Genomic DNA, 26,502 nt, shown 5'->3' with positions numbered 1-26,502 from the left:
ATTGGTGTTTGTCTGCTTGATGCCTATATTTGGGAATATCAGCAGGCTAGAACAATTGAATTTGTCTGCTTGAATTTGAGGGTGCTGTATTTAAGCAGACCAAATGCCTTCAAATAGCCTGCCTAAATATGCATTTATGCATTTGTCAGCAGACATTAGGGCGCGGGATAGTCTGCCTAAGTGCAATATTTCTAGCGAAAAGGCAGACAGTACGCTGATAAACAGCCTGCCAAAACCGCAAATACATAACGATAGGCAGACAAATAAAGACACACAAGTAAAAGCAACATACAAAAGAAAAACTTGTAATAGAAATAACAAATAGAAGGAGAAGTAACAAGTAAATGAATGGTTTAAAAGAATTACTAAAACATGAGGAGGAGAAACTGCAGGCGGTAAAACTTGTTGTAGATAATAGGCTTAAGGATGTTCCAGATGGTGCATTAAGAATAACATCAACCAGAAAGAGTCAAATACAATACATGCATTGCACTGAGCAGGATAAAAATGGACAATTCATAAAGAAGGAAAATCAAGAACTGGCATTTAAACTAGCTCAAAAGTCGTACGACCAAAAGGTACAAAGGTTAGTAGAAAGGCGCATTAAACAAATCAATAAGCTTAGTGATGAATATAACGACAATGAAATTGAGGATATATATGACCGGTTACATCCAGTAAGACAGAAACTTGTCATTCCAGTAGAGAAGCCATGGGAGAAGCGTCTTGCTGAATGGAAAGATATTACGTACGTAGGAAAAGAGTTTTCTGAGAACATTCCAGTAATCTACACTAAGAAAGGGGAACGTGTCCGATCTAAATCCGAAAAGATAATTGCAGATACATTCTATGATTTAGGCATTGAGTACAAATACGAATGCCCATTGAATCTTAAGGGAGTAGGAACTGTCTACCCTGATTTCACTATTCTTAGGAAAAGAGATGGTAAAGAAGTTTACTGGGAACATGATGGTAGAATGGATGACCCGTCATATGCGGAAAAAGCAGTACGGAAGATCAACTCGTATATTGCAAATGGCTATTTCCCAGGGGATAATCTAATAGTATCTTTTGAATCTTCGGGAAATGTGCTTAACGACAGGATTATAAAAAAGATGATTTTTAAATACATTTTTTGAAAGGATTTGATAAATGAAAGTACTTGTAATTCCTGATATACACTTAAAACCTTGGATATTTGACAGGGCAGAAGAAATCCTTAGGGAAGGCAAGGCTGATATAGCAGTGTGTCTTATGGACATACCTGATGATTGGGGAAAAGAACTCAGTGTGAATCAATACCGAGATACTTTCGATAGGGCTATTTCTTTTGCCAAGGAGTATTCTGAGACTTTGTGGTGTTATGGAAATCATGATGTTAGTTATCCTTGGGGCAAGCTTGAAACAGGCTATTCGCCATACGCTGAAAGAACTGTGATTTCAAAGCTTGATGAGCTAAAGGATTCCTTACATGACAAATCTCAGATTGCATTTATACATAGGATTGATAATGTATTATTTATGCATGGTGGGCTGACTGCGGAGTATGTCAGCAGATTAAATCCTGAATTACTGGATGCAGACATAGAAGAAGTTTTGGAAGCGGTGAACAGCGCATCAGATAAATACATGTGGGATGATGAATCACCGCTTTGGTATAGACCGCAGCATAAAGATGTTGAAGCTTTTAGGAGAGAAGACTTCACTCAGGTAGTAGGTCATACTCCAGTCAAGAATATATATGAGAAAAATGGTTTCATTTCTACAGATGTTTTTTCAACATATAGTGACGGAAGGCAGATTGGAGAATCAGCTATGATCATAATTGATACTGAAACTAGGATATACGAAAAGATACCAGTTATGGGGAAACTTGGATATAAAGTTTGTACGGTTACAGTGGGTGAGGAAGATACAAAAACATGCTAAAAATTATCTTTGGTGAAACAGAAGGGGCAATGCATGTACCGTCATGGTTCAGATTTAATTTCGAAGAGGAGTGGTTTGAGGATCCTCTTGTAGCTGAAATAATGGCTGATGTAGATAAGTCGTATTATAAAGGTAATCAGCTTATTGTAAATGAAGAGCTTGGACCTATTCCGCCAGAAAGGCTTTCAGAAGGTGTACAAACACTCATCTGTATCTATAAAAAGCCTGATCTTATGTATAATGCCACAAAGTGCAGAGAGAATTGTGCCAAGTGGCTTGTTGAGATCGGGCGTAGAGAAGATGTTACTGTTAATTTGAGATATTATTTACCTTTTGATGATTGTGGTGATATAGAACTTGAAATTCTCAACGAGAGCAAGAAGGTATATACTGCTGAGGAATATAGGCATATTGCACTGAAATATGTTTGATGGCACTAGCAAATTGCTGAAAGTGGTTATTTCCATTTTGGAAATAACCACTCATCATAGTAGAAGCAGCAGTTCGTCAAATAAATTATGCAATTTATCTGACGCAAGAGGTAATTGTTTTAATTTGAATTATTTAGTTCATGGTGCTATATTTAAATTGTAAACTAAAATGATTTACAATTTAAAAAGCGAGATAATTATGAAAGATTACCTTGAAAAAGCACTTCATATGAATGTAACTTTGGACGAAGATGAGTCATTATACAAAGGATTACCACTGTTTTATAAAGGCATGTATATTCTTTATCGAGTAAAAACTAATGGCGCTGAATGGATTGCAATGCAACCCAAGAACAGTGTGGGCTTATCACAGATACGTAAGCATAGGTCTTTGCTTGAAAAAACAGTGCAACTTAACTGCGTAGTTTTCTTAGAACAAACCACATATTATTCAAAAGAAAAAATGGTTGAAGAGGGGATACCGTTTGTATTAGAGAATAGAGATGTGTATTTACCTTTTTTAGGTGTGCTTCTTTCCGGTAATGATAGACAACTGAAACCTGTACACGATATCTCTTTTCTGACGCAAAAGATGTTAATTTTGGGAATTATAGAAGGATATGAAAAGGCTACTGTTACGTATATTGCATCTCGTCTAGGCGTTTCCAAGATGGCAATAAGTAAGTGCTTTGATGAAATAGAGTATCTTGGTATAGACGTCTTGGACAGCAAGGGGAGGTACCGTGCTATTACGGTGAATCCTGATAAGAAAGCAGCATGGAGAGCAATAGAACCTTTTTGCAGAAACCCGGTTATTCGAAAGTTCAATTTGGTTGAAAATGTTAAGCTGAGCAAAATGGCAGGAATATCCGCCCTTTGCGAATATTCAATGTTATCAGATAACGCGTATCCAACATATGCTATTACCAAAGAGGATATAAATAAAAGTGGCATAAGGACAATGAAACAGGCAGGCAGAAATGATGAAATTGGATGCGTTGTCTTAGAATTAGGGTATTATATAGATTCAGTTAAAAAGAATATTCAAGACCCTTTGAGCGTTTGTTTATCATTAGATGATGAGAAAAATGATGAAAGGGTCGAATTGTCGATAGAAGAAATGTTAGAGGAGTATGTATGGTAGCAGGGTTAGAAAAATTTAAGCAGCATTTTGAAGGAGATGAGGACAAATACGTCCTTATAGGAGGTGCTGCTTGCGATATAAACTTTTCAAATAATGAAATTGCTTTTAGAGCTACAAGAGATCTGGATATGGTTTTGATTGTCGAAGCATTAACTCCGGATTTTGGAGAAAAGTTTTGGCAATTCATAATAGATGGCGATTATCAGCACAAGGCTACAAGTTCGGGAAAACCACAGTTTTTTAGATTTACTGATCCGCAAAACGCAGGATATCCGGTGATGATTGAGCTATTTGCTAGAACAGAATTTCCGATAAGAGAGCCGAATATTTTAACACCAATACATATAGATGATGAAATATCAAGCTTGTCAGGTATCCTTTTAAATGAAGACTATTATAAGATTCTTCTGGAAGGAAGAACTGTGGTCGAACATTTGTCAGTGCTTAGGCCGGAATATCTCATTTTATTTAAAGCCAAGGCATATCTGGATCTGAAAGCTAAGCGCGATGCAGGTGAAACGGTTCATTCTTCAGAATACAAAAAGCATAAAAAGGATGTTCTAAGGATAATTACTGAGTTGGTTGTTGAAAGGCCACTTTCTTTGCCTGAAACTGTGTATGACGATATTAGTAGGTTTATAGAATTGCTGGATACTGATCCATTTGATGTTAATACATTGATTAATTATGGTGTTACAACCGAAGAAGTTGCACAGAGACTAAGGGAGACCTTTCTATAAGGGGGCAACTATTTCTTAACCCCTTCATCCCAAACTATGTAAAAAGGGGTAAACATACCAAAGCCCAGTATCTACGCAGTATGTTTAAATTGTCTGCAGTAGTACCGCAAATCGAGACGGTAGTTCTTCTGTCGCGAGTCAAGTAATATAGAGCGTAACTGCCCCTTTGACATCAAAAGAAAAAGATGATATTTTAATTGAGTTCAAAAAAATAACGCTATAAATATAGCACTATGAGTTGGAAGACTATACTCCCGTGAGAAACGTACTTCCACCCATAGTGCTTTTTTATTGCTTGAAATGGATGGTGAAAAAATGAAAGAACAGATAACAAAAAATCCTATGGCGACTGAGCCCGTGGAAAAAATACTTCTGAAGATGAGCATTCCCGTTATCCTCTCCATGATGCTGCAGGCCGCATATAACATAGTGGATAGCATGTTTGTTGCCAATATGCCTGACTATGATGGCATTGTGAATGCAGGTGAAATGGCTGTAAATGCGCTTACATTGGCTTTTCCCGTCCAGATGCTATTTGTGGCATTTGGAATAGGTACAGGAGTAGGAATGGGAGCTGCCCTATCGCGAGTTCTCGGAGCAGGAAAAAAAGACGAAGCTGCCCACACAGCTGGCAATGGAATCTTCCTTGGAATAACAATGTATGTAATATTCTTTTTGTTTGGCCTATTTGGAATAGATGCATACTTAAATCTTCAATCTAACAACGAGACAGTTATACAGATGGCAGGCTCTTACTTAAGAATCTGCACCCTGTTATGCCTTGGAAATATAATGTTTGGAATCTTTGAAAAAATGCTCCAGTCTACAGGCAAGACACAGCTCTCAACAATCGCTCAGGTGACTGGCGCACTTACCAATGTAGTGCTGGATCCCATCCTGATATATGGACTTGCGGGGCTCCCTGCTCTGGGAATAAAAGGCGCAGCGATAGCTACAGTAATAGGACAGTTTGTTTCATTTTTCATGGCACTGTACTTGCAGATCTTCAAGAATAAAGAGATTGCCCTCGACTGGAGATATCTGAAGCCCGATGCAAGGATAATTGGTAACATCTACAGTATTGGATTACCGGCTATTATAATGCAGGCGCTCATGAGCTTTATGACATTTGCAGTAAATATGATCTATGTAGGCGTATCGGAATCAGCCGTTACAGCTTATGGAATTTTTTATAAAATACAGCAGTTCATATATTTTGCAGGATTTGGAATACGAGATGCCATAACACCACTAGTGGCCTATAACTATGGTATGGGATCAGAAAGCCGTGTAAAAAAGGCTATAAAATATGGCCTTATTTATATAACCATCGTCATGCTGATTGGCGTAGCCCTAATGGAGTTTGGAGGCGAAGGCCTTGCTTCAATATTCAATCTTGCTGATTATACCGAAAGCCTCTGTGTAAGGGCCATGAAAATAATAGCAATAGGATTTGTATTTGCAGGAATAAATATTGCTCTCCAGGGAGTATTTCAGGCAATGGAAGCAGGAGTTAATTCCCTTATAATATCAGTCCTTAGATTGTTTCTGGTTCCCCTTGGACTTTCCATTTGGTTTGCGAGACTTTCAAATGCTGATTTTGCCATATGGTTTGCATTCCCAATCGGAGAGATAATAGCGGCAATTGTTGCAGTTGCTCTAGTAGCGCGCTTATTCAGGAATACGTATATGAGAGTCGGAATGTAAGTCAGCGACTCAAAGTCTTTTCACTTGAAAAAATAAGAATATATCTGACGACAGATAGAACCATTAAGAGAATGATTGATAATTTCCTGCTATAATACTTAAAGAAAAAAACAAAAAGCCTGTTGACTCTTCCCTTAGGGAACCCCTTAAGGTGGATTTAGAAACAAGAAGGAGGTTCCGAAAATGGAAAAGAAAATGACATCAGGAGAAATGGCAAAGAAAGCGGGAGTATCACAGAAGGCAATACGTCTTTATGATGAAAAAGGGTTACTTAAACCCACCGAATACTCTGAAGGTAACTATCGGCTTTACGATTACGCAGCACTGCAGATTTTGGAAAAGATTGTGGCACTTAAGCAGATAGGGTTTTCCCTCGAAGAAATCAGAGATAATCTAAAGAGTGGTGAAGCCAGTGACATTAAGAGCGCGCTGGAAATTCAGCTTCAGAATATGGAGGAGAAGAAATATCAGCTGGTGTGGCACATGCCGGTAATGTAGTCGCAGAGGATGGTCTGTTTGCTTTCAACGGTGCTAACGTGGCAAACTGGAACAATCTCTTTAAAGAAGCTATTGAAGCTATAGGAGAAGACTCATCATTCATAGATGAAACAATAGCTGGTCAGACAGAGAAGAGAAATCAGTATATATCCATGATGGAGAAATATTTTGCAAGGGTGGAGTCAGTTCTTTTGCCTAATTTTTGGCATTACACAGAGGCAAAAGAAATCGTGGAGAAGATGAAGGATTACTACAGGGCTCATGAGAAAGCTATTGCCGGATATGAGAACAAGCTACTTGCATATTTTGCCGATAAAATTGAAAAAGACGGTGAGTTTGTGCTTGAGGCAAGAAGCCAGTTCTGGCATTGCTACAAAAAGTGACCGGATTCAAGAAGAGTGTCAACATTAAGAGATACATAGCCTTGCTTAAAAGGGGGCATCTTTTTCCAAAACAGAAATAGTTGTACGCTATTTCTTAACCCCTTCATTCTTCTTAAGGAATAACAATCTTTCAATTTTGTTAGATTATCGATATTTCATTGCTATTTTTTCTAAATCATTTTATAATTTCACTATCAAAAAATGGAAATGGATGATATAAAATCCATTTTATTGGGGGGATATAATGAAGACTTTTGAAGTACCACAGTTAATGGAACTTGGCCTCGAATTTACGTCTGAAGGTGTTTTTGGCGGAAGTGGAACTCCTGTTCCGAATCCACCCTGCGCATGGCTTAATGACGATAACAACAATGGCGGATCTCATACAGACGTTAGAGTACACTTCCAGAATCCATTAAATGAGGTTTGGGAGAGATTCAGTATCTATATTGATTCAATAGTACCAATTAAGAGCTTTGGAAGTTCTGAGTATACAATAACAAAAGAATCTGATACATCTTTCCGTATTGATGTTAATAGACATCTTAATGCTAACGAATGGACAGATTTCATATTCCAAGTTATTGTTGAAGGCGGCTCTATTCGTGAATCAGGTACAAGTGGTACAATGACTGAACTTAAAATAAGAGATGTACGGCCTCTTAACTAATTATTAGAGATTTTTATTGGAGCACCACATATGAACGTGGTGCTTCTTTTTTACGATATGGGGAAGATAAGATATTATTTCAACAGAATTAAAGAAGGAAAGCTAAAAGACAAGCTAATGATATTCAAGTGGATATATGGATATGCAATAAACCATATACCCGCTATTGTAATATACACTTTACTTGGCATGACCGGCATAATACTTGGTCTTTTTACAAGCCTTAATTCACGAGACCTGGTAGATATAATCACAGGACATCGCACAGGGGAACTTTTGCGCACATTTATAATCATGATTGTACTTACAGTAGTGAATACTTGTGTTTCGCAGATATCAAGTTACCTTTCCACCAAAATCAGTCTTAAGGTTAATAATGAGATAAAGGCGCAGATCTTTGAAGGAATATTAAGAACGGATTGGCAATCCCTGTCTAAATATCATTCCGGTGACCTTGTTATGAGATGCGGAAGTGACGCTTCCAATATTGCATCAGGAATTTTGACACTTGTACCAAACCTTATAATCTATATTTTCAGATTTGCATCCGCTTTATATATGGTTTGCATATACGATTGGACATTCGCTATTTTTGCGCTTGCCAGCATCCCGATAACACTGATCAGTTCGCGCTATTCTATGAAGATGATGAGAAAGAGCGGAATGGGAACTATGTCAGCATCCGCTAGAATGAACGGTTTTCATCAGGAGACCTTCTCGAATATTCAGACAATAAAAGCTTTTGATATGCTGTCATATCACATAGACAGGCTAAAAGAAATACAAAAAGGATATACAGAAGCTACGCTTAAGTACCAGAAGATATCAATGCTCAATACTTTTATACTGACATTTGTATCTATGCTTGTATCCTACTCTGCACAGGCATGGGGCGTATACAAGGTCTGGAGCGGAGCTATCACATACGGAACAATGACCATGTTTATAGGCCTTTCAAGTTCTCTTACAGGCTCAGTTTCTAATCTTATCAGTTTTGTACCAACATCTCTTAGCTTGTTTAACTCAGCTGACCGAGTTAAAAGCATACTGGACCTTCCAAGAGACGATTATTCCAATGCCGAAGAGGTTGAAAGATTTGGGCAGGAGCATGCAGGTAAGGGAATAGGAGTAGAAGCCAGGAACGTGTCATTTGCTTACGAAGGTGCAGAAAATGTCTTTTCCAAGGCTGAATTTAATGCTAATCCTCATGAGACAGTTGCATTTGTCGGACCTTCAGGCGAAGGAAAGACAACTATGCTAAGACTACTTCTTGCTATAATAAGGCCCGGTGAGGGACAGGTGCGTATAACGACCGGTGATGGGGAACTTGAAGATAGTCTCTATGCAACAGCTGCAACGAGAAGTCTTTTTGCATATGTTCCACAAGGAAATACAATGTTCTCGGGAACTATAGCTCAAAATATGAGAAATGTAAAAAAGGATGCAACGGATGACGAGATCATCAAAGCCCTGAAAATGGCTTGTGCGTGGGACTTTGTCAAGAAACTTCCTGAAGGCATAAACAGTGAGATGGGAGAGCACGGCAGTGGCTTTTCAGAGGGACAGGCCCAGAGGTTGTCTATTGCCAGAGCAATCCTTAGACAGTCGCCTATACTTCTTCTGGATGAAGCAACCTCTGCTCTTGATGTATGGACAGAAAAAGAGGTCCTTAAGAATATCATGGCAGATGAATATCCTAGGACCACTATTATTACTACACATAGACCTTCAGTATTAAAACAATGCGATAGAGTATATGCTATCAGAAACGGCAACTGTTGTAAGTTATCTGATGAGGAAATCAGCGAGATGGAAAGCATCGCCTGAATACTTAAGCTGTTGTACTATCGATTTGGAACTTTATGAATGCAGCTGCATCATCTGAGGTGTTGCAGCTGTAATTCCATACTGGATAGTCAGCGCTAACTTCCTGCGCGAAGCGAATAACGCTTAAGGACATCTCACTATTCCACATCGGAGAGATGATTCGGTTCATAATAGCCAGAGCTTTAGCTTCCGGCTGCAAATGACTTACAAAATTCTTGGGATCCTGACGAAGCAGTACTATTCCTTTAAGCTCATAGTCTTTAGCATCATAGATTCCTGAAGTTCCACACCATGGCATGCCATACGCATATATTTTGCCATCATCACCTTTTCCCAATAGATTCAAATCGCCGTTGATCTGTCTTACGCCGTACAATCTATTCCAAAGCGCTGCATGTGTACTTTTGCCGATTCCGGATCCGGCAGAAAAGAGAAGAGCCTTGTGATCATACTCAACGGAAACCGAATGTATGGCAAATAAGTTATGGATTCTTGCCATATAAAGGAAAGCGTGACGAATAGCCCAGAATACTTCTTCCTTGGCATTATCAGTATCTTTAACAAAAACAGATACCATCTGTCCGTCCGGTGATATATGAAGCTCGTCAACATGCTCCCATAACGGGAAAATGAGAATATATTTATCACATGTTTTTATGACGGATACCTCTTTATCACGAATGATCAGTTCACCGGATTTATGTATTACAGGTGCAATATGATAGACATAAATATTCTGGGTTTTATCAGCTGAGCAAGTGTATTCATCATCAGCAAAAGTCATAAAGCTATCATCAAACAGTTCTTCCTTGCCGAACAAATTTACGCAGATACCGGCAATATTCATGCTGACATATTTCTTGAGTTTAAGTTTTTTATAAAAATCAGTATCTATAACCATTCCTGAATAACAAAGGGAATCCATAAAGCTTTGAATGGAACGCTTTGCGTCAGGGCGATCTGCCTCGTCTATCTCAAAGTGTTCATAGCAACTATCAAAGATTTCTTCAATTGTCAGATCTTTGGAGAGTAAATTCCAGATAAAAACACCGGTATCATTTAGAAATAAGCTTTTCTTCCTATCTGCTGCGCTTTGACCATGCGTTAGCAGACAAGGAGTGTCGCCGATATATTCAAGAGTAAAATCGTTATTTCTGATCATAGGTTCCCCACTCTTAAGAAAATAAGGTTTAATACGAATAATACCAGCATATTATAGCATATTAATTTTCAACAAATTAAATATATGCTTGATGAGGTTAATAAAGAATTTGCTCAGCATATTAGAATTGCATGTCTAACACAGGATCATAAGAATATGCCTATGTGGAATTATTATGCACAGGGACATAAAGGGATTAGGTTCTTGACTAATACCTCCTTAAGAGTGACGTATAGTATGCCCACTACTTGGGACAAAAACTATATGTTCAGATAAGGAGGTATCACAATGACAGAAGCAATGGCGCGCCAGATAACGCAGCTAAGAATGAAAGGTCTTGGTTACAAATCAATAGGTATTGTAGTAGGAACTTCACGTGAGAATGTCAGGTATTTTTGTAAGACACATGGTCTTGCAGGTGATGTTGAAGGAGCATTCTTATGGATGATAAAGCTAAAAAAATAAAAGAACTACGTGAAAGTACTGGCATGAACCGCAAGGAGTTTTGTGAGTATTTTGATATCCCTTATAGAACTGTCACTGAATGGGAACGTGATATGCGCCATGCTCCGGACTATGTAGTAAGGCTTTTGGAGTACTACATAAGAATGGAAAAGCTGTTTAAAAAGGATGAGGACGATAAAACATGCTAAGAATTATCTTTGGTGAAACAGAAGGAGCTATGCATGTACCATCATGGTTCAGATTTAATTACGAAGAGGAGTGGTTTGAGGATCCTCTTGTAGCTGAAATAATGGCAGATGTAGATAAGTCGTATTATAAGGGAAATCAGCTTATCATAAATGATGAGATGGGGCCTATTCCGCCAGAAAGGCTTTCAGAAGGAGTACAAACACTCATTTGTATTTATAAGATGCCTGATCTTATGTATAACGCTACAAAGTGCGGAGAGAATTGTGCCAAGTGGCTTGTTGAGATTGGACGTAGAGAAGATGTTACTGTTAATTTGAGATACTATTTGCCCTTTGATGATTGTGGTGATATAGAAATTGAAATTCTCAATGCGCACAAGAAGGTTTATTCTGCTGAGGAATATAGGCATATTGCACTGAAATATGTTTGATGCCAATAGAAAAATGCTGAAGGTGGTTATTTCCATTTTGGAAACAACCACTCATCATAATAGCCGCAGCAGATCGTCAGATAAACTGCACAATTTATCTGACGAAACAGGGTGTTTGCGTATTGAAAAAGTGTCACGATAATTGTATAATAATCGTGACAGGAGGCGTAAAAATGGCTACGACTATTTCTAATGAAATCAACAATAGAATATTAGAAGCAGAAGATGGCGCTATTTTCCTTACATCTGATTTTTCGGACTTAGCAAGTAATACTACGGTTAGGAAGTGCCTTGGAAGGCAAACGGAAAAAGGCAATATCAAAAGGGTTATGGATGGCGTATATGAAAAGCCACGTTATAGTTCTTTCTTAAAAGAAATACTTCCTACAAATCCAGAGGCAGTTGCTTATGCTATAGCCAGGGGATATCACTGGAATATTTCTCCTGCAGGTGATGTTGCGCTTAATAAGCTGGGGCTTTCTACGCAGGTTCCTTCTGTTTGGGTTTTTGTTAGTGATGGCCCATATAGGGAGTTTGAAATAGAGAATGCGAAGCTTTCGTTTAAACACAGGACTAATAGAGATATCAGCAATATGTCGACCTTAACCGTGATGATTATTGAAGCCTTAAAGACATTAGGAAAAGAAAGAGTAGATGAGAGCATAATAAAAACTCTTAGAAATAAGATTGCTCATGAGGATAAGGAGTTGATCCTTATGGAATCGGCTGACAGCGCGGAATGGATACATGAAACTATAAGGAAGGTTTGTTGTTAATATGAGAAAGGTAGCCACAGCAAGTAATCAGGATAGAAGGGACCTTTTTGAAGCAACTGCTGCAAAGGTAGGAATAAGAGCAGATGCAATAGAAAAGGACTTTTGGATTTGTTTCCTGATAGATCATCTTTTTAATGAAAGCAGTTTTAAGGAAATATTTGTATTTAAAGGTGGGACAAGCTTATCGAAATCTTACCATGCTATAGAAAGGTTTTCTGAGGATATAGATTTAATTCTGGATTGGAGAAAGTCACTGAGGGAAAGGCTGACCCATGGGATAACAGATCCAAAACCAAACAGGATCAATATAATAAGGAACTTAATTCTGAGGCAGCTTCTTTTTATAGAGAAGTGCTGGTACCAACATTGGAAAAAGAACTGTCGGATAAATTTGGAAAGACAGGCGTTATCGCTGTGGACACTGAGGATGAGATGGTTGTTAATTTCTATTATCCACAGCTATTTGATGTTGATTATCTGCGTCCTGTGGTAAGACTGGAGATTGGACCTCTGGCAGAGTGGATGCCATCACACCATACTGAGATTATACCATTTGCGGCAGAAAAGTATCCGGATGTATTTGAGCAGAAAACCACAACTGCATTAACTATAGATATTGAGCGTACTTTCTGGGAGAAGATTACGATTCTCCATAAACTATCTAATTTCCCAGAAGGTAAGCCTTTGCCTGCAAGGTATGCAAGACACCTTTATGATGTATACTCTATGGGAAACTCAGCGGTTAAAGAGTCTGCATTTGGAAGAAAAGAACTATTGGAAAAGGATGTTGCCTTTAAGCAGAAGTTCTATTATTCCAAAGGTGCTCATTATGAAACAGCTACATTAGCAAATGTACAGCTTATTCCAAGAGAAGATATAATGGCGGATGTTAAAGCTGACTATAAAGCTATGGAAAATATGATCTATGGCACAGTTCCTTCTTTTGATGCGATTATTGAGTATCTTTATAAGCTTGAAAAAGAGATACATAGCCTTGTTTAAAAGGGGCAACTTTTTCCAAAATGAAAATAGTTGTCCGCTATTTCTTAACCCCTTCATCCCAAACTATGTAAAAAAGGGTGAATATACCTGGGTCCAGTATCTACGTAGGATGTTTAAATTGTATGCAGTAGTACCGCATGTCGAGACGATGGTCCTTTTGACTAGGACCAAAGGGACGACGTCAGAAGGCTAATGCTGTCCATGCGATAGCTGTTCCAATTGCGATTTAATGATTATATGTGCGGTCCGCCTGTCTGGCGGACTGCTACTATTCTTTCATTCTAAAGATAGGCAGTGATAATTACTTATCTGATTACTGCTGATATTCCAAAGTTTAACTTCATATGGTCTGATTTCTGCTACCTGAGCAATTTTGTCAATAGTGGCAGTTGATTATACGGGGTGGTGTTTGTATGTGTCGAGGCTTTCTGTGAGTATTTCAACAGTCTATTGCCATTTCATGTTATATACTGTGTTATAGATTTTTTCTGTCTACGCTTCGCTCCGGTCGGCACAGAGCAATCGTCCACCGGACGATTTGTGCCATTGCTTTTGCCCTTATGAACATCAGATGATCACATGGGATGATTGCGAGTAATCGTGATATGGTATAATAAATACAGGGAAGGATATAAATGTGATGAGCAAGCGGATTTACATCAGTAAAATACAGCAACGTATGTTTTTTCTGTCTTTCGCAACTGCCTTTATAGCCGCTTTCACGCAAACACTCGCAGTGCTGATCGACAATATCATTGTATGTGCGTTTTATGGAGAAACAGAGATCGCGGCGGTTACTGTTGCCGGACCTTTTTTTTACATATTGGAAATACCCGCGGCAGGTCTTGCTGTGGGAATTCAGACTGTATGTGCGAAAGACATCGGTGCAGGTCAGGTGGACAAGGTCAACAGGCTTTTTAACCAGCTCTTTTTCTTTATAGGTGCTGTGATGCTTGCATTGACCGTACTTTCTTTTCTGTTTACACCTCAGATGGCAGTTATGTTCGGTGCAAGAGGGAATACGGCTGTTCTTTTACCGTTAGCTGAGCAATACATTTATGGCCTTTCATTTGAAATCGTTCCATATGTGTTATTTTGTATCATGACGCCGGTGGTAATACTGGACGATGGAGGGAGGCTTGTGTCCATTGCCTCGGCGTGCGGATGCATTACAGATATAGTTCTCGACCTTCTCAGTGTTCGCTTTGGATGGGGGCTATTTGGTATTGGAGTCGCCTCCTCTGCGGCAGCGGCTGTCTATTTTCTCATAACGATGCTGCACTTTGTAAGTCAGGAGAATGTTATAAAGTTACACTTTGTCAGGATGCAATTTAGTGAATTAAAAGATGTTTTTATTGCCTCTGCGCCAAAAGCTGTTCTTTCATTGGCTGATACGCTTCGGTCTGTCCTTTTTATTTCACTCGTGTCCATAACGGGAGGCGTCGTGGGAGCCTGCGTTTTGTCCATAAACGGTACTATAGCTTATATGGTTATGATCATAGCAAAAGGAATTGCCGGTGCTGTAGGAATTATGACAGGGATCTGCTGGGGAGAAAAGAACGGAGATGATCTGGAAGGAAATGGAGTTCTGGCTCATCGATATACCCTGGTTGCAGTCATTTGTGTTGTTACGGTCCTGTTGATATGTGCTCGCCCGTTGTCATATGCTTTGACGGAAAGCGACGCTTCGGCAGAGCTGTTGAGGTTTGCCATATATTTAATATGTTTAGGGACGCCGTTTTCCATTCTGGTACAAGCCAGAATCAGTTATCTGCAGGCTATTGAACATGTCCGTGAAGCACAGTGGATGGGGATTGCGTCCAATCTGGTCATTTTGACTGTAGCTGCATTGTTGTATGTCGTGCCGTTCGGCGTCCGAGGGGTGTTCATGGCATTTTCTACTGCGCCGATACTGACGCTGCTTGTCAGCTTGGTCATTCACAGAAAACGATCAGGAAAAGCGTTTCCTGCCGGTGCTGACTATCTTGAATTAGACGACAGCTTCTACACCAAACCCGGCGATGTGATTTCCTATCCTCTGGAGTCTATTGAGGATTGTGCCCTTGCCAGTGAGCAAGTCGTATTGTTTTGCCGGGGACATAAGATCGAGGACAGAAAATGTTTCCTTGCCGGCGTATGCTTTGAAGAATTGACAACGAACTCAATAGAGCATGGAATTAAAACCAGTAAGGGAATCAAAACTGCAGATATCCGGGTGGTCATTGACGGTGGTGATGTTATCATTCGTTTGCGGGATGGCGGTCGAGCATTCAATCTAAAGAATTTTGCTGAGCGTATGGAACGAGATGATAATTCGGAATCAGGAATCGGAATAAAGATAATTATGAATTCGGTAAAGAATGTAAGCTATTACAGGACTTACGGAATGAATACGACGATCATTAAAATTTGATCACAAAAGGAAGTGAACTCTTCTTAGAGTTCTTACATGCACTTTTTTTAATACCTTGGGAGCATTATATGAAAAATCAGTTTACATCTATTCTTCTTATTTTATCGGTAATAGCAATTGTGCTTTCAGGATGCGGAAACTTATCGTCAGGTACAGCAGGTAAAGATATTAGTGATTCCTCTGATAATCAGGAAAGTGATAAAGTCGAGATAGAAGTTTATCACTGCACCTTTAATATCGCATCTTGTGACAGTACAGAAGTTCAGGCAATTGAGAATGCAATAAATGACTACATTGCAGACAAGATTGACGTAAAAATCAAGCTCACGGATTTAGGTCAGGGTGAATATGAAGATAAATGTAACCTTGCCATAGCAAACGGTGAAGCTAATCTTTTCTGGACCGCAAGTTGGATGGAAGCCTTATCTACCGATAATCTTGTTTCACGAAAAGCAGTATATGATTTAAGCGAATTAATTGCCGGAACAGATTTACAGGCTTCTATACCCACGGAAGTATGGGATTCTTCCCGATATGACGGAAAAGATTACTTTATCCCCTGTTATAAGGAATCACCTGAAGGATATGATCTGGTTTATCCCGTGGAAAAGGCGTCAAAATACGGATGGGATTTATCCGGAGTGAGGAAACTGTCTGATATAGAGCCTATGCTTGAACAGATGAAACAGGATGGAGTGAAATACCCTCTCCTTACGCAGATGATGCCAGTCTTTAGTAAACTCTACCTTGATGAATATGAATTCATCCTGGGAAGCACGCTTATAGCTGTTGATCGTGATACAAATGAGGTGATAGATTGTCTTACTCTTCCTGAGTACAAGGAGTTTTTGCATCTTATGAGCAGATGGGGCGAAAAGGACTATATAAGTGATGAAGAGGCTACCAAAACTATTCCTGAAAATACAATTAGTACTACTGACTGGGGGTTTGCGCTCTGGTGGGACGTGCCTGTCAACGAGGTGGCTTCCCTAAACTACGGACAGGAATGCGATGTGATCCATATGACAAAGAACTACCTCAACTCCTCCAGCACATTGGGCTCCTGCTTTGGTGTATCATCTGCAAGTACTGAGGAACAGGCAAAAGCTTGTGTAGACTTTATGGAGCTTATGTATACTGATCCAACGCTCGCGGGATTATTTACCTTCGGGATAGAAGGAACCGATTATGATCTTGAAAACGGATTTGTTGTAAAAAAAGGCGGACTCTATGATCACAGCTCTTGGGAATCAGGCTCTATAGCAACAGTGCCTCTTGAGGCAGGTGAGCCTGAAAACAAAGTGGAATTATATGAGACGTTTAACAAAAAATCCGAGGAAGCACTTGCTAACGGCTTCAGATTTGACTTTTCTACTGTAGAAGCCGAATGGGTCGCATGCAACAGCATATACGATCAATACGGCTACGTACTGGAGCAAGGAGGATATGCTGAAAAAGAGGTAGAGGACATATTTGAAAAATACAGATCAGAACTTGATGCTGCCGGATACCAAAAAGTTCTTGCCGAAACCATAAAGCAATATGATGCATGGAAAGCTTCAAAATAAGAGATATCTATATTTCTCATGATATCGTGGAGAGGAAAGTATAGTGTGGCTTCTGATAATGTGGTGATTAAGAAACTTTTTTTTAAACTGTTGCCTGTACAAATTATGCTCATAGGTATGGGATCCATAAACTCCATCATTGATGGAACTATTGCCGGACGTTATATCGATGAGAGGACAGTAGGTGTTATCGGTCTGTTTTTCGTTATAGTAACAATAGTATCGGCTATCAGTTCTGTAATACTCGGCGGGGCTGCAGTTCTAAGTGGAAATTATATTGGAACCGGAGAAATTGAAAAAGCCAATGGAGTCTACTCACTTTGCATTTTCTTATCACTTATGCTTGGCATAATAACAACGGCGGTATGCTTCTGTTTTCCCGAACAAATTGCCATTTTTTGCGGCTCTGATGAGTCCTTAAAAGAGAGTGTTGCACAGTATTCAAGAGGATACTCTCTGGGCTTTATCCCGATGTTCTTATCAGCACCGCTTTCTCATTATCTTCAGATTGAGAATCAGAGCAAGCGAAACTATATCGGTGTAGTTGTAACAATAATCTTTAACATAACGCTGAATGTTATCTTTATTACTGTGCTTGATATGGGTGTGATCGGACTGGCATATGCAACGAGTGCCTGTAATTGGATATTTTTTCTCATACTTTCCTCATACTATTTTTCAAACAAAGCACAACTAACATTCAGTGTCGGCAATATCCTTTGGAAAAAGACAATTGAACTGATCAAGATAGGAAGTCCGGGGGCTCTTTTGGAGTTTCTTTTAGCTGCAAATGGGCTTACTATTAACAGAATTATTCTGAGATATGGAGGAGAGCCGGCTCTTTCCGCGAGGGCTTCTCTGAATATGCTTGGGGGATTTTTTGTCGCCTTGGGAATGGGATGCGGCACAGTCATAAGAACGCTTTCCAGTGTTTATGTGGGTGAAGAGGATCGAGATTCAATTAAGTATCTGATAAAGCTTGCACTGACTAAAGTAATGGCTATGATGTTTGCAATTATGTTTATTATGATGCTGCTTTCCGGACCAATGGCGCTCATATTCTTTCCGGATCATACGTCTGATACTTATATCCTTACGAAACAACAGTATTTGATATATGCACTTGCCTTGCCGCTGATCCTGCTGGTTCAGGTACAGACCAATTATCTGCAGGCAACCAAAAACAACATTGCAGTTCAGGTCTCATCTATTGTTGACGGTTATTTTGGGACTGTCATTCCTGCGCTTATACTGGCTCCGATAATTGGTATTTTAGGCATATGGTGGTCAGATTTTATTGGTGGACTGATAACGGCAATGGTTTACCCTGTTTATGCCGTCTTCTATTGGAAACATATCCCGAAGAATAAAGATGAATGGCTGTTATTTAGGGATGATTTTGGTGTAAAGGATGATGACAGGCTGTGTATTGAAATAACCGGTATGGAAGACGTTATAGGATCTTCCGAGAGAATACAGAAATATGTCACAGATAAGAAATATTCAGGACGGATAGCTTATTTTTCAGCACTTGCCATGGAAGAGATGGCTGGCAATATTGTTAGGCATGGTTTCAACGCCGACAATAAAAAACACGGTTTGGATGTACGGGTTATCCCAACGAAAAACGGCATAATGCTCAGAATTAAAGATGACTGTAAACCCTTTGATCCTGTTGAAATAAGCAGAATCTTCAATTCTGAAGATATGTCCAAAAACATCGGGATACGTATGATATCAAAAATAGCAGATGAATTCACATATCAGAATATGTTTGGGCTCAATGTCCTGACTATAGTAATCAAATAGCGATATTTTTTCAAGTGAGGTACGCAGATTTCATGAAAAAACACAGGAGAAACAGAGCACTCACAGTAATGGCACTTCCGGCATTTCTTACCCTTTTCTTTTTTGATTATGTTGTGATGGGTGGTCTGGTTTTAGCTTTTAAAAATTTTGATTACAGACTGGGTATACTGAAGAGCCCGTGGAATGGATTGGCAAATTTCAAATATCTTATTGCATCCAAATCTACTTTTTTTACTATTACGCGGAACACCATCATGTATTATTTAATTTTTACAGTCGTTGGGATGATCCTTGAAATCAGTCTGGCTATAGCAATGGATCAGCTTATATTTAAAAGAATCAGCAAAGTGATGCAGAGCATACTTATTGCTCCGGTTTTTATTTCTTTTACAGCTGTGCAGTTTATAGTTTATGCATTTCTGAATCCGGATATGGGACTGGTAAATAACATTTTTAACTTGTCGACGAGATGGTACCTTGAGGCAAAGCACTGGCCGTTAATACTGACTGTTGTAAAGATGTGGAATGGCACAGGTTATGGGGCGGTGCTGTACATGTCGGTTCTTGCGGGAATAGATCCGGAATTATATGAATCGTCTCAAATCGATGGGGCAGGAAAGTGGCAACAGATATGGCACATTACACTCCCTGCACTTAAATCCATGGCTACAGTGATGCTCCTTTTATCAGCAGGAGGAATCCTTCACTCGGATACAGGTTTATTTTATCAGGTAACAAGAAACAGTGGATCGCTGTATGAAACCACACAGGTACTTGATTCGTATATTTTAAATGCGGTTTTCCATAGTTCCAATTATGGATTTACAGCCGCAGCATCTTTTTTTCAATCCGTTGTAGGAACTATACTGATCCTCATTGCCAATACTTTCGTGCGAAAAACTGATCCTGACAATTCATTGTTCTGATAAACTCACTGGTCCAATGTTAAAGAAAAGAATGGGTAAAATACACAATACACATAATAAAAAGATAACTGTAGGACAGATCGTCCTTCTTTTGATATTGCTGTTGATAACTATAACTACTGCGATTCCGATTCTGTTTGTTATTGTAGCTGCATTTACCGATGAAAGTGTTTTGCTGAAAGAGGGATTTTGCCTTCTTCCATCAAAACTGTCGCTGAATGGCTTCAAAGCGGTTTTAAAATATGAAAAGCAGCTCTTCATATCCTATGGGGTAACGATATTTATCACAATTGCAGGAACCGCATGGGGATTATTTGTTATGAGCATGTACGGATATGTTTTGACTGTGATGGATTTTCCCATAAGAAAGTTTTTGACAGTCTTTCTTTTGATACCTATGCTTTTTAGCGGCGGACAGCTATCTATGTATATCGTATACACTTCACTTTATCATATGAAAGATAATATTCTCTTACTGATATTGCCTCAAAGCGTACAGACGATGTATGTGATTATTTTCAGAACATATATTATCAGCAGTGTACCGAAAGAGATAATGGACTCTGCCAGGATTGACGGTGCAGGAGAGTATACCATTTTTTTCAGAATGATATTCCCGCTCATTAAGCCGGCACTCGCAGCTGTTGGTTTTATGACAGCAACAATGTACTGGAATGACTGGCAGAATGCTCTGCTCTTCATGGAGAGTGATAAAAAGAAACCTTTGCAGCTTCTTCTTATCAATATACAAAAGAGTATAGAGGCAATTTTATCCAATAGGCATATACCTTCGTCTGCGCTTGCGGCAATGCAGGGAAGGATTCCTCAATACTCTGCAACAATGGCAACTGTGGTCACTGTAATTTTGCCTGTCATTATAGCATATCCGTATTTTCAGAAATATTTTATAAAGGGGCTGACTATTGGTTCAATCAAAGGTTGATTGGCTTTATGGCCCTAGGGGATGGAGTCAGCGGTTCATTTTTGACCGGTATAAAGTAGAGGAGAACTTATTATGGCAGGACAGATCACACATATGGAAATTGCCTACAAACTAATAGACAGACTGGCAATTTCAGAGAATATAGAGGAGTTCATCCTCGGCTCAGTGGCGCCCGATTCGGTGCACTTTGACGAGGATTACCTGAGCAAGAAGATCCATTCCCATTTATTTGAAAATTGCGGACCATGGGGAGATACGCAGAACTACGATAACTGGATATTGAACATAAAAGCCTTTTGGAACAAATACGTGGTAAAAGAAAAAGACAATGTCAAAAGATCTTTCTATATCGGAATAGTTGTGCATTGCCTCACAGACTATTGGAATGATCTATCGATCTGGCGCACCCTGCAAAAAGAGATGATTCCTCCAATGACCATAGACGAATTCAAAGAGGTCTATTACCCTGAATCAACCAGAATAGACAGGTGGCTCTATCAGAACATAGATGACGCTGATGAGATCATGGAACTTCTTGAAAACTCGCATGAAACAGATTTTGAAGACTATCTGAAAGCTGAATGCATTAAGAAGATGAAAAGACATCTCATAGACGTGCAGTACAATCTCCCGGATCCTATTGACGTATCTGCCCACAAATACTATAAAGCTGATATGATGCGAAAGTTTGTAAGGGAAGTCCCTGACAGAATCATTAATCAGATAAAAGAGTTTGAAAATGCCTCTCCGGTGCAGATGCAGCTTGTAAATGATGACTATTCGGTAAATACGAAGACTACCACGCCACAAATATAGCAATTTATGGCCTATACAGGCGTGAACTTACTGCACTCAAAGAGTATGAGAAATATCTGATCATGACAAAAAAGTAAAAAATGGTCCGTGACCCTGTCCCTAGAGATCATCAAAAAAGCCTCTACACTAGATTTTATCTAGCGCGGAGGCTTTTTCTATTGCATAAAATTTATCAATTTTATATTTTTTTTAAAATTTTATGTTGACATGGTGGTAACAACCGGGTTTATAAAAATTCGTGCATGCGTTGAAGAAAATAATAATAACCATAAACACAATTTCGGAGGAATAAGAAACATGAAACTGACAAAGTTCACAAACAGCGTAAAGACAAAGTTAATTTCGCTTATGTTATTGATAGCAATCATACCACTTACTGTTGCAGTAGTTGTTAGCTATAGCAGCTCAACAGCAAGTGCCAAGGAAACAGCAAAAGAAACTATTGAGTGGCAGGCTAAATTCATAGAGTCTGAAGTAGATAAGATGCTCAATAATTCTCTTACAGCACTTACAAGCTTTGCTTCATCTCCACTTACAATATCTTTCCTTAAGGGAGAACTTACAGACGCATCTGCAGTTAAGCAGCAGATGGTAGCTATAAATGAGGCTTTTGAAGATAACAACACAATCGTTATGTCAGATACTACAGGAATGATGGTCCTTAGAAGCGATGACGGAGCACTTAAGAGTATCGCAGAAAGAGACTACTTCCAGAATGCAATCAAGGGAACACCATTTGTTTCTAACGTATTTGTAAGTTCAGTTACAAACTCAAGAAACATCTGCATCGCAGTGCCTGTCGTTGATACTGAAAGTAAGAAAGTCCTTGGTGTAGTTCATAAGACTTTTAATCCTAACGACATTCATGAGCTTCTTTCAGCAGAGGCCGACGAAGCTTTCCTTGTTGATAAAAATGCCGACATGGTAGCTCATTCTGATTTTGAGATTAGTGCAACAGATGAAGCTCAGAACTTCTCATCATCACCATACATGTCTTCAAATGATGAGACAGGCTTCTACATTAGTACAGCCAAGGGATATCCAGTTTATCTGTGCTATGCCAAGAACGCACTTTCAGGATTTACAGTATGTGCAGCTATAAGCGAAGCAGACGTTGTAGCGGCAGCAGCAAAGGGAGCAAACAGAATCATCATTATCGGCGTGATCATGGTAATTATCGTACTTGTGCTTTCTCTTTTCATAGCAAGCAGCTACACAAATCCTATGCTGGAAGTAAACAAACTTCTTTCATCACTTGCAAATGGTGAGTTTAAGAAAATAGATAAATACACAAAGAGAAGCGATGAATTCGGCCAGATGGTCAACAATTCAAACTCTGTTATTGACAAGCTTCAGAGCATTGTTGGACACATCAAGGAGTCTTCAAATACTGTAAACACATCTTCAGAGGAACTTTCTGAGATGGCCAACCAGATTGCTTCCACAACTGAGAGCGTTGCAGAGGCAGTTCAGGACATCGCTTCAGGTGCATCAGAGCAGGCAAAAGAGGTACAGAACTCAGTTGAGAATGCTGGCATGATCACAGAGGCTATTGGAAACGTTCAGGGTTCAGCAAACAGCCTTAACACACTTGCTGACCGTATGAGAAATGCATCAGAGACTTCTAGCGAGTCTTTGTCAAACTTCCACGAGACAAGCGAAGTTATGACTGGCAAGATCGAAGATATTGCCAAGAAAATCGCAGCTACACAGAATGCCGTAGCTGACATAAATGCAAGAGTAGAGGGAATTTCAGGAATCGCTACTCAGACAAACCTTCTTTCACTTAATGCTTCTATCGAGGCTGCAAGAGCTGGTGATGCCGGTAAGGGCTTTGCTGTAGTTGCAGAAGAAATCAGAAAGCTTGCAGATGATTCAGAGAAGCTTGCAAAAGAGATCCATGAGGTAATGGAGACACTTCTTGATGAGTCTACATCAGCTGTTAAGGCTGCTCATGAGATTATTGAAGAGAATAAGTCACAGCAGATCGCCCTTGCAGATACAATCGATGCTGTAAACGGCATGATAGGCGACATTGAAAAGACTGTAGAAAGCGTTACACAGATTTCAGGCGAGACAGATACATGTGTAACCTCAAACCAGAGCGTTTCTAACGCTATGGCATCTCTTTCAGCTATTTCAGAAGAAAATGCTGCTGCAACAGAGACAACAGGCGCATCTGTAGAGGAACTTTCCGCTACTGTAAGCACACTTGCTGAATCAGCTACAAATCTTAAGGATATAGCAGAGAAGCTCAACGAGGAAATGCAGTTCTTTAAGTAATCAGGGGACAAAAGAGGTATCATTCAAGCCTTGAGAAAGTGAAATAATATTGATGATACCTCTTTTCCTTGTCATAGAACCTGGAAATCAAAATAGCGTATATTGTGTCAAACTCCTTTGAATACATCCTGGTTATGGATCTTTTAAAATCAGAGGCAATAGTCTCGTCAATAGGAGTTCGACCAATCACATCCACAATCTGGCAGACAATGTGAGCTTTTTTAATGTGCGTTCCCTTTTTGATCTTAAGGAAATCCGCATATGTCTTTTCTGTAATAAGGCCATAGCAGTCCATATCATGATTCTGGCCATTTATGTAAAGAGCTGTGGAAAAGAACTGTGAATGCTCGAAAGCAGCCCGCATTGATGGGAAATATTCATTGTCAGAGTCAGTTGTGTAGGGGATGAAAAAGAGATCCACCATGTCCGCCTCTGAAATTTCACCAATATGGTTCATGGCACTTTTAAGATAGGGCAAATCCCTTTTTGCTTTATCAAGAAGAAGCTGATACTGCTGTATGAGGTTTGTGTAATACTCAGTATGGTTTTCCATCATATCAACAATTTTTGGAAAATCCATATCGAAAATTGCGTCCTTGGTGTCGGAAAGAGCAAAGCCAAGTGAGCGGTATTTCAGAATATCTACAAGCGTGCTCACATCCCAATAGCTATACTCCCTATAGCCATTATCCGGATTGATGTATGGATCTAAGAGCCCAACACGCTCGTAGTGGCGCAGAGTCTCTCTGGTTATATTGAAAATCTGGCAGATTTGCTTGGTGGAATACTTGGATTTTATCATGTTTTTTCCTCTATTCGGAAACCGCTAATTTACTATGTAAATAGCTAAATCCTTATACAATATACATTATACCGTATTAAATATAAATGAAAAAGAAACAATAAAGGAGCGAGAAAAGAAATGGAACTGTGCGAACTTATGACAATTGATAAGGCCCCTGAGACAGACTCTCAAGCCATAATAGCTCACGTTGGGGGAGAAACCTTTGCAATTCCGCTTTCATCAATTCTTTCAATTGAAAAAATAGTTATAGCCGAAATATCATCAGTAGACCAGGAAGCAGTAATATACCATAGAGGAATGGTTATTCCTCTTGTATACCTTGATAAGCTCTTTGGAATCAAGTCTGATGATACTGATAAAGACCATATCATCGTTGTAGTATGCAGATATAAGGAAACATACTTTGGCTTTGTTGTGGATGGCCTTGAAGGACAGCAGGAAATTGCAAGTAAACCACTTGGAATTCTTGACGATAGTGAGTTCTTTAGCGGCGCTTCTATCCTTGAAGATAAACTTGCCCTGATCCTTAATGTTGGATCATTTGTGGCATAAGGAGGTTTAAAATGTCAGAATTAGCAATATGTGAGAATGTAGCAAAACCTCAGATTCAGGAGGAAAACATATACATAACCTTCATGGTTGGCAACGAATTATTCGGAATAGATGTATCCTGCGTAGATACAATCATCCAGATGCCAGCTATTACAAGAGTTCCTGCAGCTCCTTCATACTTTGAGGGAATCATAAATCTTCGTGGTGAGATTATCCCAATCATGAGCCTTGGCAGGAGATTTAATTCTTCTGAAGATACGATTACATCAAAGTTAAGCGTCATAATCCTTGATATGGGCGATAACAAGCTCATGGGTGTGATCATAGATGATGTAAGAGAAGTAGTGACTTTTAATGAGAATGAGATTGAAGAGCCATCACCATTTCTCAAGAAAGAAATAACCTTTATAAGAGGCGTGGCTAAAAAAGACGACGATCTGATATCAATTCTTGATGTTGCTACACTTATAGCTTGAGAAAAAGGTGTAGATGTCAAAAGTAGATTTTTACATCATATGATATACGAATTGCTCCATGACTAACGTCATTTTCGCAATTCTACAAATATTCGGAAACCGCTAATTTACTACGTAAATTGCTAATTCCTCATATTTGTTCGGGTCATAAAGTCAAAATGCTTAACATGCAAGCATGTACACATTTTTGACTTTTGACACCTATATCATATAATTATAGAAGATAAACCGTCGAAAATATTACAAATTTGTTAGAATATTCAGAAAGCAATATATAAAAGAGTCATCAATCAGTTAATTCAAATCTGATTGATGGCTTTTTTGTTGCTTAAAATCAATGAAAAACTGTAAATATGCATGGTTACGGGAAATATTAATCGAAACTGCATAATAATACATAACATAATTATGCTAAAAATACTAAGATGCATCACAAACAGTAACGAAATACAGTAATATATAATGCTTAAACGCGAATAAAAATACGGTATAAAGGAAATAACTATAAACAAAATATAAAAAATCTATAAAATATTACTTGAAAAATTATTATTTCAT

26 protein-coding genes and 1 pseudogene are annotated in these 26,502 nt (G+C 39.0%); 25 read left to right on the top strand and 2 right to left on the bottom strand.

Annotation, left to right across the window (positions count from 1 at the left end; genetic code table 11):
* Nucleotides 1-344 precede the first annotated feature (344 nt).
* The 10 genes from BLO53_RS12795 (at nucleotide 345) to BLO53_RS12750 (ending at nucleotide 9,329) form a co-directional block, all read left to right on the top strand.
* On the top strand, nucleotides 345-1,139 hold the full coding sequence (locus tag BLO53_RS12795) for a hypothetical protein (protein ID WP_092062326.1): 795 nt from the start codon (nucleotides 345-347) through the stop codon (nucleotides 1,137-1,139).
* 13 nt (nucleotides 1,140-1,152) lie between these two features.
* Nucleotides 1,153-1,929, top strand: coding sequence for a metallophosphoesterase (locus tag BLO53_RS12790; protein ID WP_092062323.1), 777 nt, complete (start codon nucleotides 1,153-1,155; stop codon nucleotides 1,927-1,929).
* On the top strand, nucleotides 1,923-2,360 hold the full coding sequence (locus BLO53_RS12785) for a DUF4869 domain-containing protein (RefSeq protein ID WP_092062320.1): 438 nt from the start codon (nucleotides 1,923-1,925) through the stop codon (nucleotides 2,358-2,360). Before BLO53_RS12790 ends, BLO53_RS12785 begins: the two co-directional genes overlap by 7 nt.
* A 199-nt stretch (nucleotides 2,361-2,559) precedes the next feature.
* Complete coding sequence (locus BLO53_RS12780) at nucleotides 2,560-3,504, top strand: hypothetical protein (RefSeq protein ID WP_092062317.1); 945 nt, start codon at nucleotides 2,560-2,562, stop codon at nucleotides 3,502-3,504.
* On the top strand, nucleotides 3,498-4,244 hold the full coding sequence (locus BLO53_RS12775; RefSeq protein WP_092062314.1) for a hypothetical protein: 747 nt from the start codon (nucleotides 3,498-3,500) through the stop codon (nucleotides 4,242-4,244). The genes BLO53_RS12780 and BLO53_RS12775 overlap by 7 nt, the downstream gene beginning before the upstream one ends.
* Before the next feature lie 315 nt (nucleotides 4,245-4,559).
* Nucleotides 4,560-5,951, top strand: a complete 1,392-nt coding sequence (locus tag BLO53_RS12770) for an MATE family efflux transporter (RefSeq protein WP_092062311.1) — start codon at nucleotides 4,560-4,562, stop codon at nucleotides 5,949-5,951.
* A gap of 183 nt (nucleotides 5,952-6,134) precedes the next feature.
* Entirely contained in the window at nucleotides 6,135-6,449 is a 315-nt protein-coding gene (locus tag BLO53_RS12765) for a MerR family transcriptional regulator (protein ID WP_092062308.1), read from the top strand.
* The gene (locus BLO53_RS12760; RefSeq protein WP_092062305.1) at nucleotides 6,428-6,832 is read left to right on the top strand and encodes a hypothetical protein; all 405 of its coding nucleotides are present in this window, start codon (nucleotides 6,428-6,430) and stop codon (nucleotides 6,830-6,832) included. Before BLO53_RS12765 ends, BLO53_RS12760 begins: the two co-directional genes overlap by 22 nt.
* A gap of 244 nt (nucleotides 6,833-7,076) precedes the next feature.
* The gene (locus BLO53_RS12755) at nucleotides 7,077-7,502 is read left to right on the top strand and encodes a hypothetical protein (RefSeq protein WP_092062302.1); all 426 of its coding nucleotides are present in this window, start codon (nucleotides 7,077-7,079) and stop codon (nucleotides 7,500-7,502) included.
* A 30-nt stretch (nucleotides 7,503-7,532) separates the two neighbouring features.
* Nucleotides 7,533-9,329, top strand: a complete 1,797-nt coding sequence (locus BLO53_RS12750) for an ABC transporter ATP-binding protein (RefSeq protein ID WP_242875375.1) — start codon at nucleotides 7,533-7,535, stop codon at nucleotides 9,327-9,329.
* Nucleotides 9,330-9,333: 4 nt separating this feature from the next.
* Here the strand turns inward: BLO53_RS12750 and BLO53_RS12745 are convergent, their stop codons facing one another.
* Nucleotides 9,334-10,491: a PqqD family protein gene (locus tag BLO53_RS12745; protein ID WP_092062299.1), complete on the bottom strand. Its 1,158-nt coding sequence runs from the start codon at nucleotides 10,489-10,491 to the stop codon at nucleotides 9,334-9,336.
* Nucleotides 10,492-10,779: 288 nt separating this feature from the next.
* On the opposite strand from BLO53_RS12745, the gene BLO53_RS19270 reads away from it, so the two are divergent.
* From BLO53_RS19270 to BLO53_RS12680, 13 genes and pseudogenes are all read left to right on the top strand, one after another.
* Nucleotides 10,780-10,956 carry a hypothetical protein gene (locus BLO53_RS19270; protein WP_176757279.1) on the top strand — a complete coding sequence of 59 codons (177 nt, stop codon included), beginning with the start codon at nucleotides 10,780-10,782 and terminating at the stop codon, nucleotides 10,954-10,956.
* Entirely contained in the window at nucleotides 10,932-11,144 is a 213-nt protein-coding gene (locus tag BLO53_RS12740; protein WP_026527516.1) for a helix-turn-helix domain-containing protein, read from the top strand. Before BLO53_RS19270 ends, BLO53_RS12740 begins: the two co-directional genes overlap by 25 nt.
* Entirely contained in the window at nucleotides 11,138-11,575 is a 438-nt protein-coding gene (locus BLO53_RS12735) for a DUF4869 domain-containing protein (protein ID WP_026527517.1), read from the top strand. The genes BLO53_RS12740 and BLO53_RS12735 overlap by 7 nt, the downstream gene beginning before the upstream one ends.
* A gap of 173 nt (nucleotides 11,576-11,748) precedes the next feature.
* The gene (locus BLO53_RS12730) at nucleotides 11,749-12,351 is read left to right on the top strand and encodes a DUF6088 family protein (RefSeq protein ID WP_091821196.1); all 603 of its coding nucleotides are present in this window, start codon (nucleotides 11,749-11,751) and stop codon (nucleotides 12,349-12,351) included.
* Between the two features lies 1 nt (nucleotide 12,352).
* A pseudogene (locus BLO53_RS19955) lies at nucleotides 12,353-12,577 on the top strand (nucleotidyl transferase AbiEii/AbiGii toxin family protein); the annotation flags it as partial.
* 14 nt (nucleotides 12,578-12,591) lie between these two features.
* On the top strand, nucleotides 12,592-13,353 hold the full coding sequence (locus BLO53_RS12720) for a nucleotidyl transferase AbiEii/AbiGii toxin family protein (protein ID WP_092062293.1): 762 nt from the start codon (nucleotides 12,592-12,594) through the stop codon (nucleotides 13,351-13,353).
* A gap of 640 nt (nucleotides 13,354-13,993) precedes the next feature.
* A complete protein-coding gene (locus tag BLO53_RS12710; RefSeq protein ID WP_092062287.1) occupies nucleotides 13,994-15,766 on the top strand; it encodes an MATE family efflux transporter in 1,773 nt (590 codons plus the stop codon).
* A gap of 68 nt (nucleotides 15,767-15,834) precedes the next feature.
* Entirely contained in the window at nucleotides 15,835-17,334 is a 1,500-nt protein-coding gene (locus tag BLO53_RS12705) for an ABC transporter substrate-binding protein (protein WP_092062284.1), read from the top strand.
* 45 nt (nucleotides 17,335-17,379) lie between these two features.
* On the top strand, nucleotides 17,380-19,143 hold the full coding sequence (locus tag BLO53_RS12700) for an MATE family efflux transporter (RefSeq protein ID WP_176757278.1): 1,764 nt from the start codon (nucleotides 17,380-17,382) through the stop codon (nucleotides 19,141-19,143).
* Between the two features lie 32 nt (nucleotides 19,144-19,175).
* Entirely contained in the window at nucleotides 19,176-20,069 is an 894-nt protein-coding gene (locus BLO53_RS12695; protein ID WP_092062278.1) for an ABC transporter permease subunit, read from the top strand.
* Nucleotides 20,070-20,100: 31 nt separating this feature from the next.
* Nucleotides 20,101-21,012, top strand: coding sequence for a carbohydrate ABC transporter permease (locus BLO53_RS12690; RefSeq protein WP_176757277.1), 912 nt, complete (start codon nucleotides 20,101-20,103; stop codon nucleotides 21,010-21,012).
* Between the two features lie 72 nt (nucleotides 21,013-21,084).
* Nucleotides 21,085-21,828, top strand: a complete 744-nt coding sequence (locus BLO53_RS12685) for a zinc dependent phospholipase C family protein (RefSeq protein WP_092062272.1) — start codon at nucleotides 21,085-21,087, stop codon at nucleotides 21,826-21,828.
* Nucleotides 21,829-22,125: 297 nt separating this feature from the next.
* On the top strand, nucleotides 22,126-24,111 hold the full coding sequence (locus tag BLO53_RS12680; RefSeq protein WP_176757276.1) for a methyl-accepting chemotaxis protein: 1,986 nt from the start codon (nucleotides 22,126-22,128) through the stop codon (nucleotides 24,109-24,111).
* A 19-nt stretch (nucleotides 24,112-24,130) separates the two neighbouring features.
* Here the strand turns inward: BLO53_RS12680 and BLO53_RS12675 are convergent, their stop codons facing one another.
* On the bottom strand, nucleotides 24,131-24,913 hold the full coding sequence (locus tag BLO53_RS12675; protein ID WP_092062268.1) for a MerR family transcriptional regulator: 783 nt from the start codon (nucleotides 24,911-24,913) through the stop codon (nucleotides 24,131-24,133).
* A 120-nt stretch (nucleotides 24,914-25,033) separates the two neighbouring features.
* Between BLO53_RS12675 and BLO53_RS12670 the strand changes: the two genes are divergently transcribed.
* Both BLO53_RS12670 and BLO53_RS12665 read left to right on the top strand, forming a co-directional pair.
* Nucleotides 25,034-25,468, top strand: a complete 435-nt coding sequence (locus BLO53_RS12670; RefSeq protein WP_092062265.1) for a chemotaxis protein CheW — start codon at nucleotides 25,034-25,036, stop codon at nucleotides 25,466-25,468.
* A gap of 11 nt (nucleotides 25,469-25,479) precedes the next feature.
* Entirely contained in the window at nucleotides 25,480-25,944 is a 465-nt protein-coding gene (locus BLO53_RS12665; RefSeq protein WP_092062260.1) for a chemotaxis protein CheW, read from the top strand.
* The last annotated feature ends 558 nt before the right edge of the window (nucleotides 25,945-26,502 follow it).

Source organism: Butyrivibrio sp. INlla14 (genome assembly GCF_900102515.1).
In the GTDB taxonomy this organism is placed as follows: domain Bacteria; phylum Bacillota; class Clostridia; order Lachnospirales; family Lachnospiraceae; genus Butyrivibrio.
Note: the sequence above shows the minus strand (reverse complement) of the source record. Positions and strands in the feature narration are given on the sequence as shown.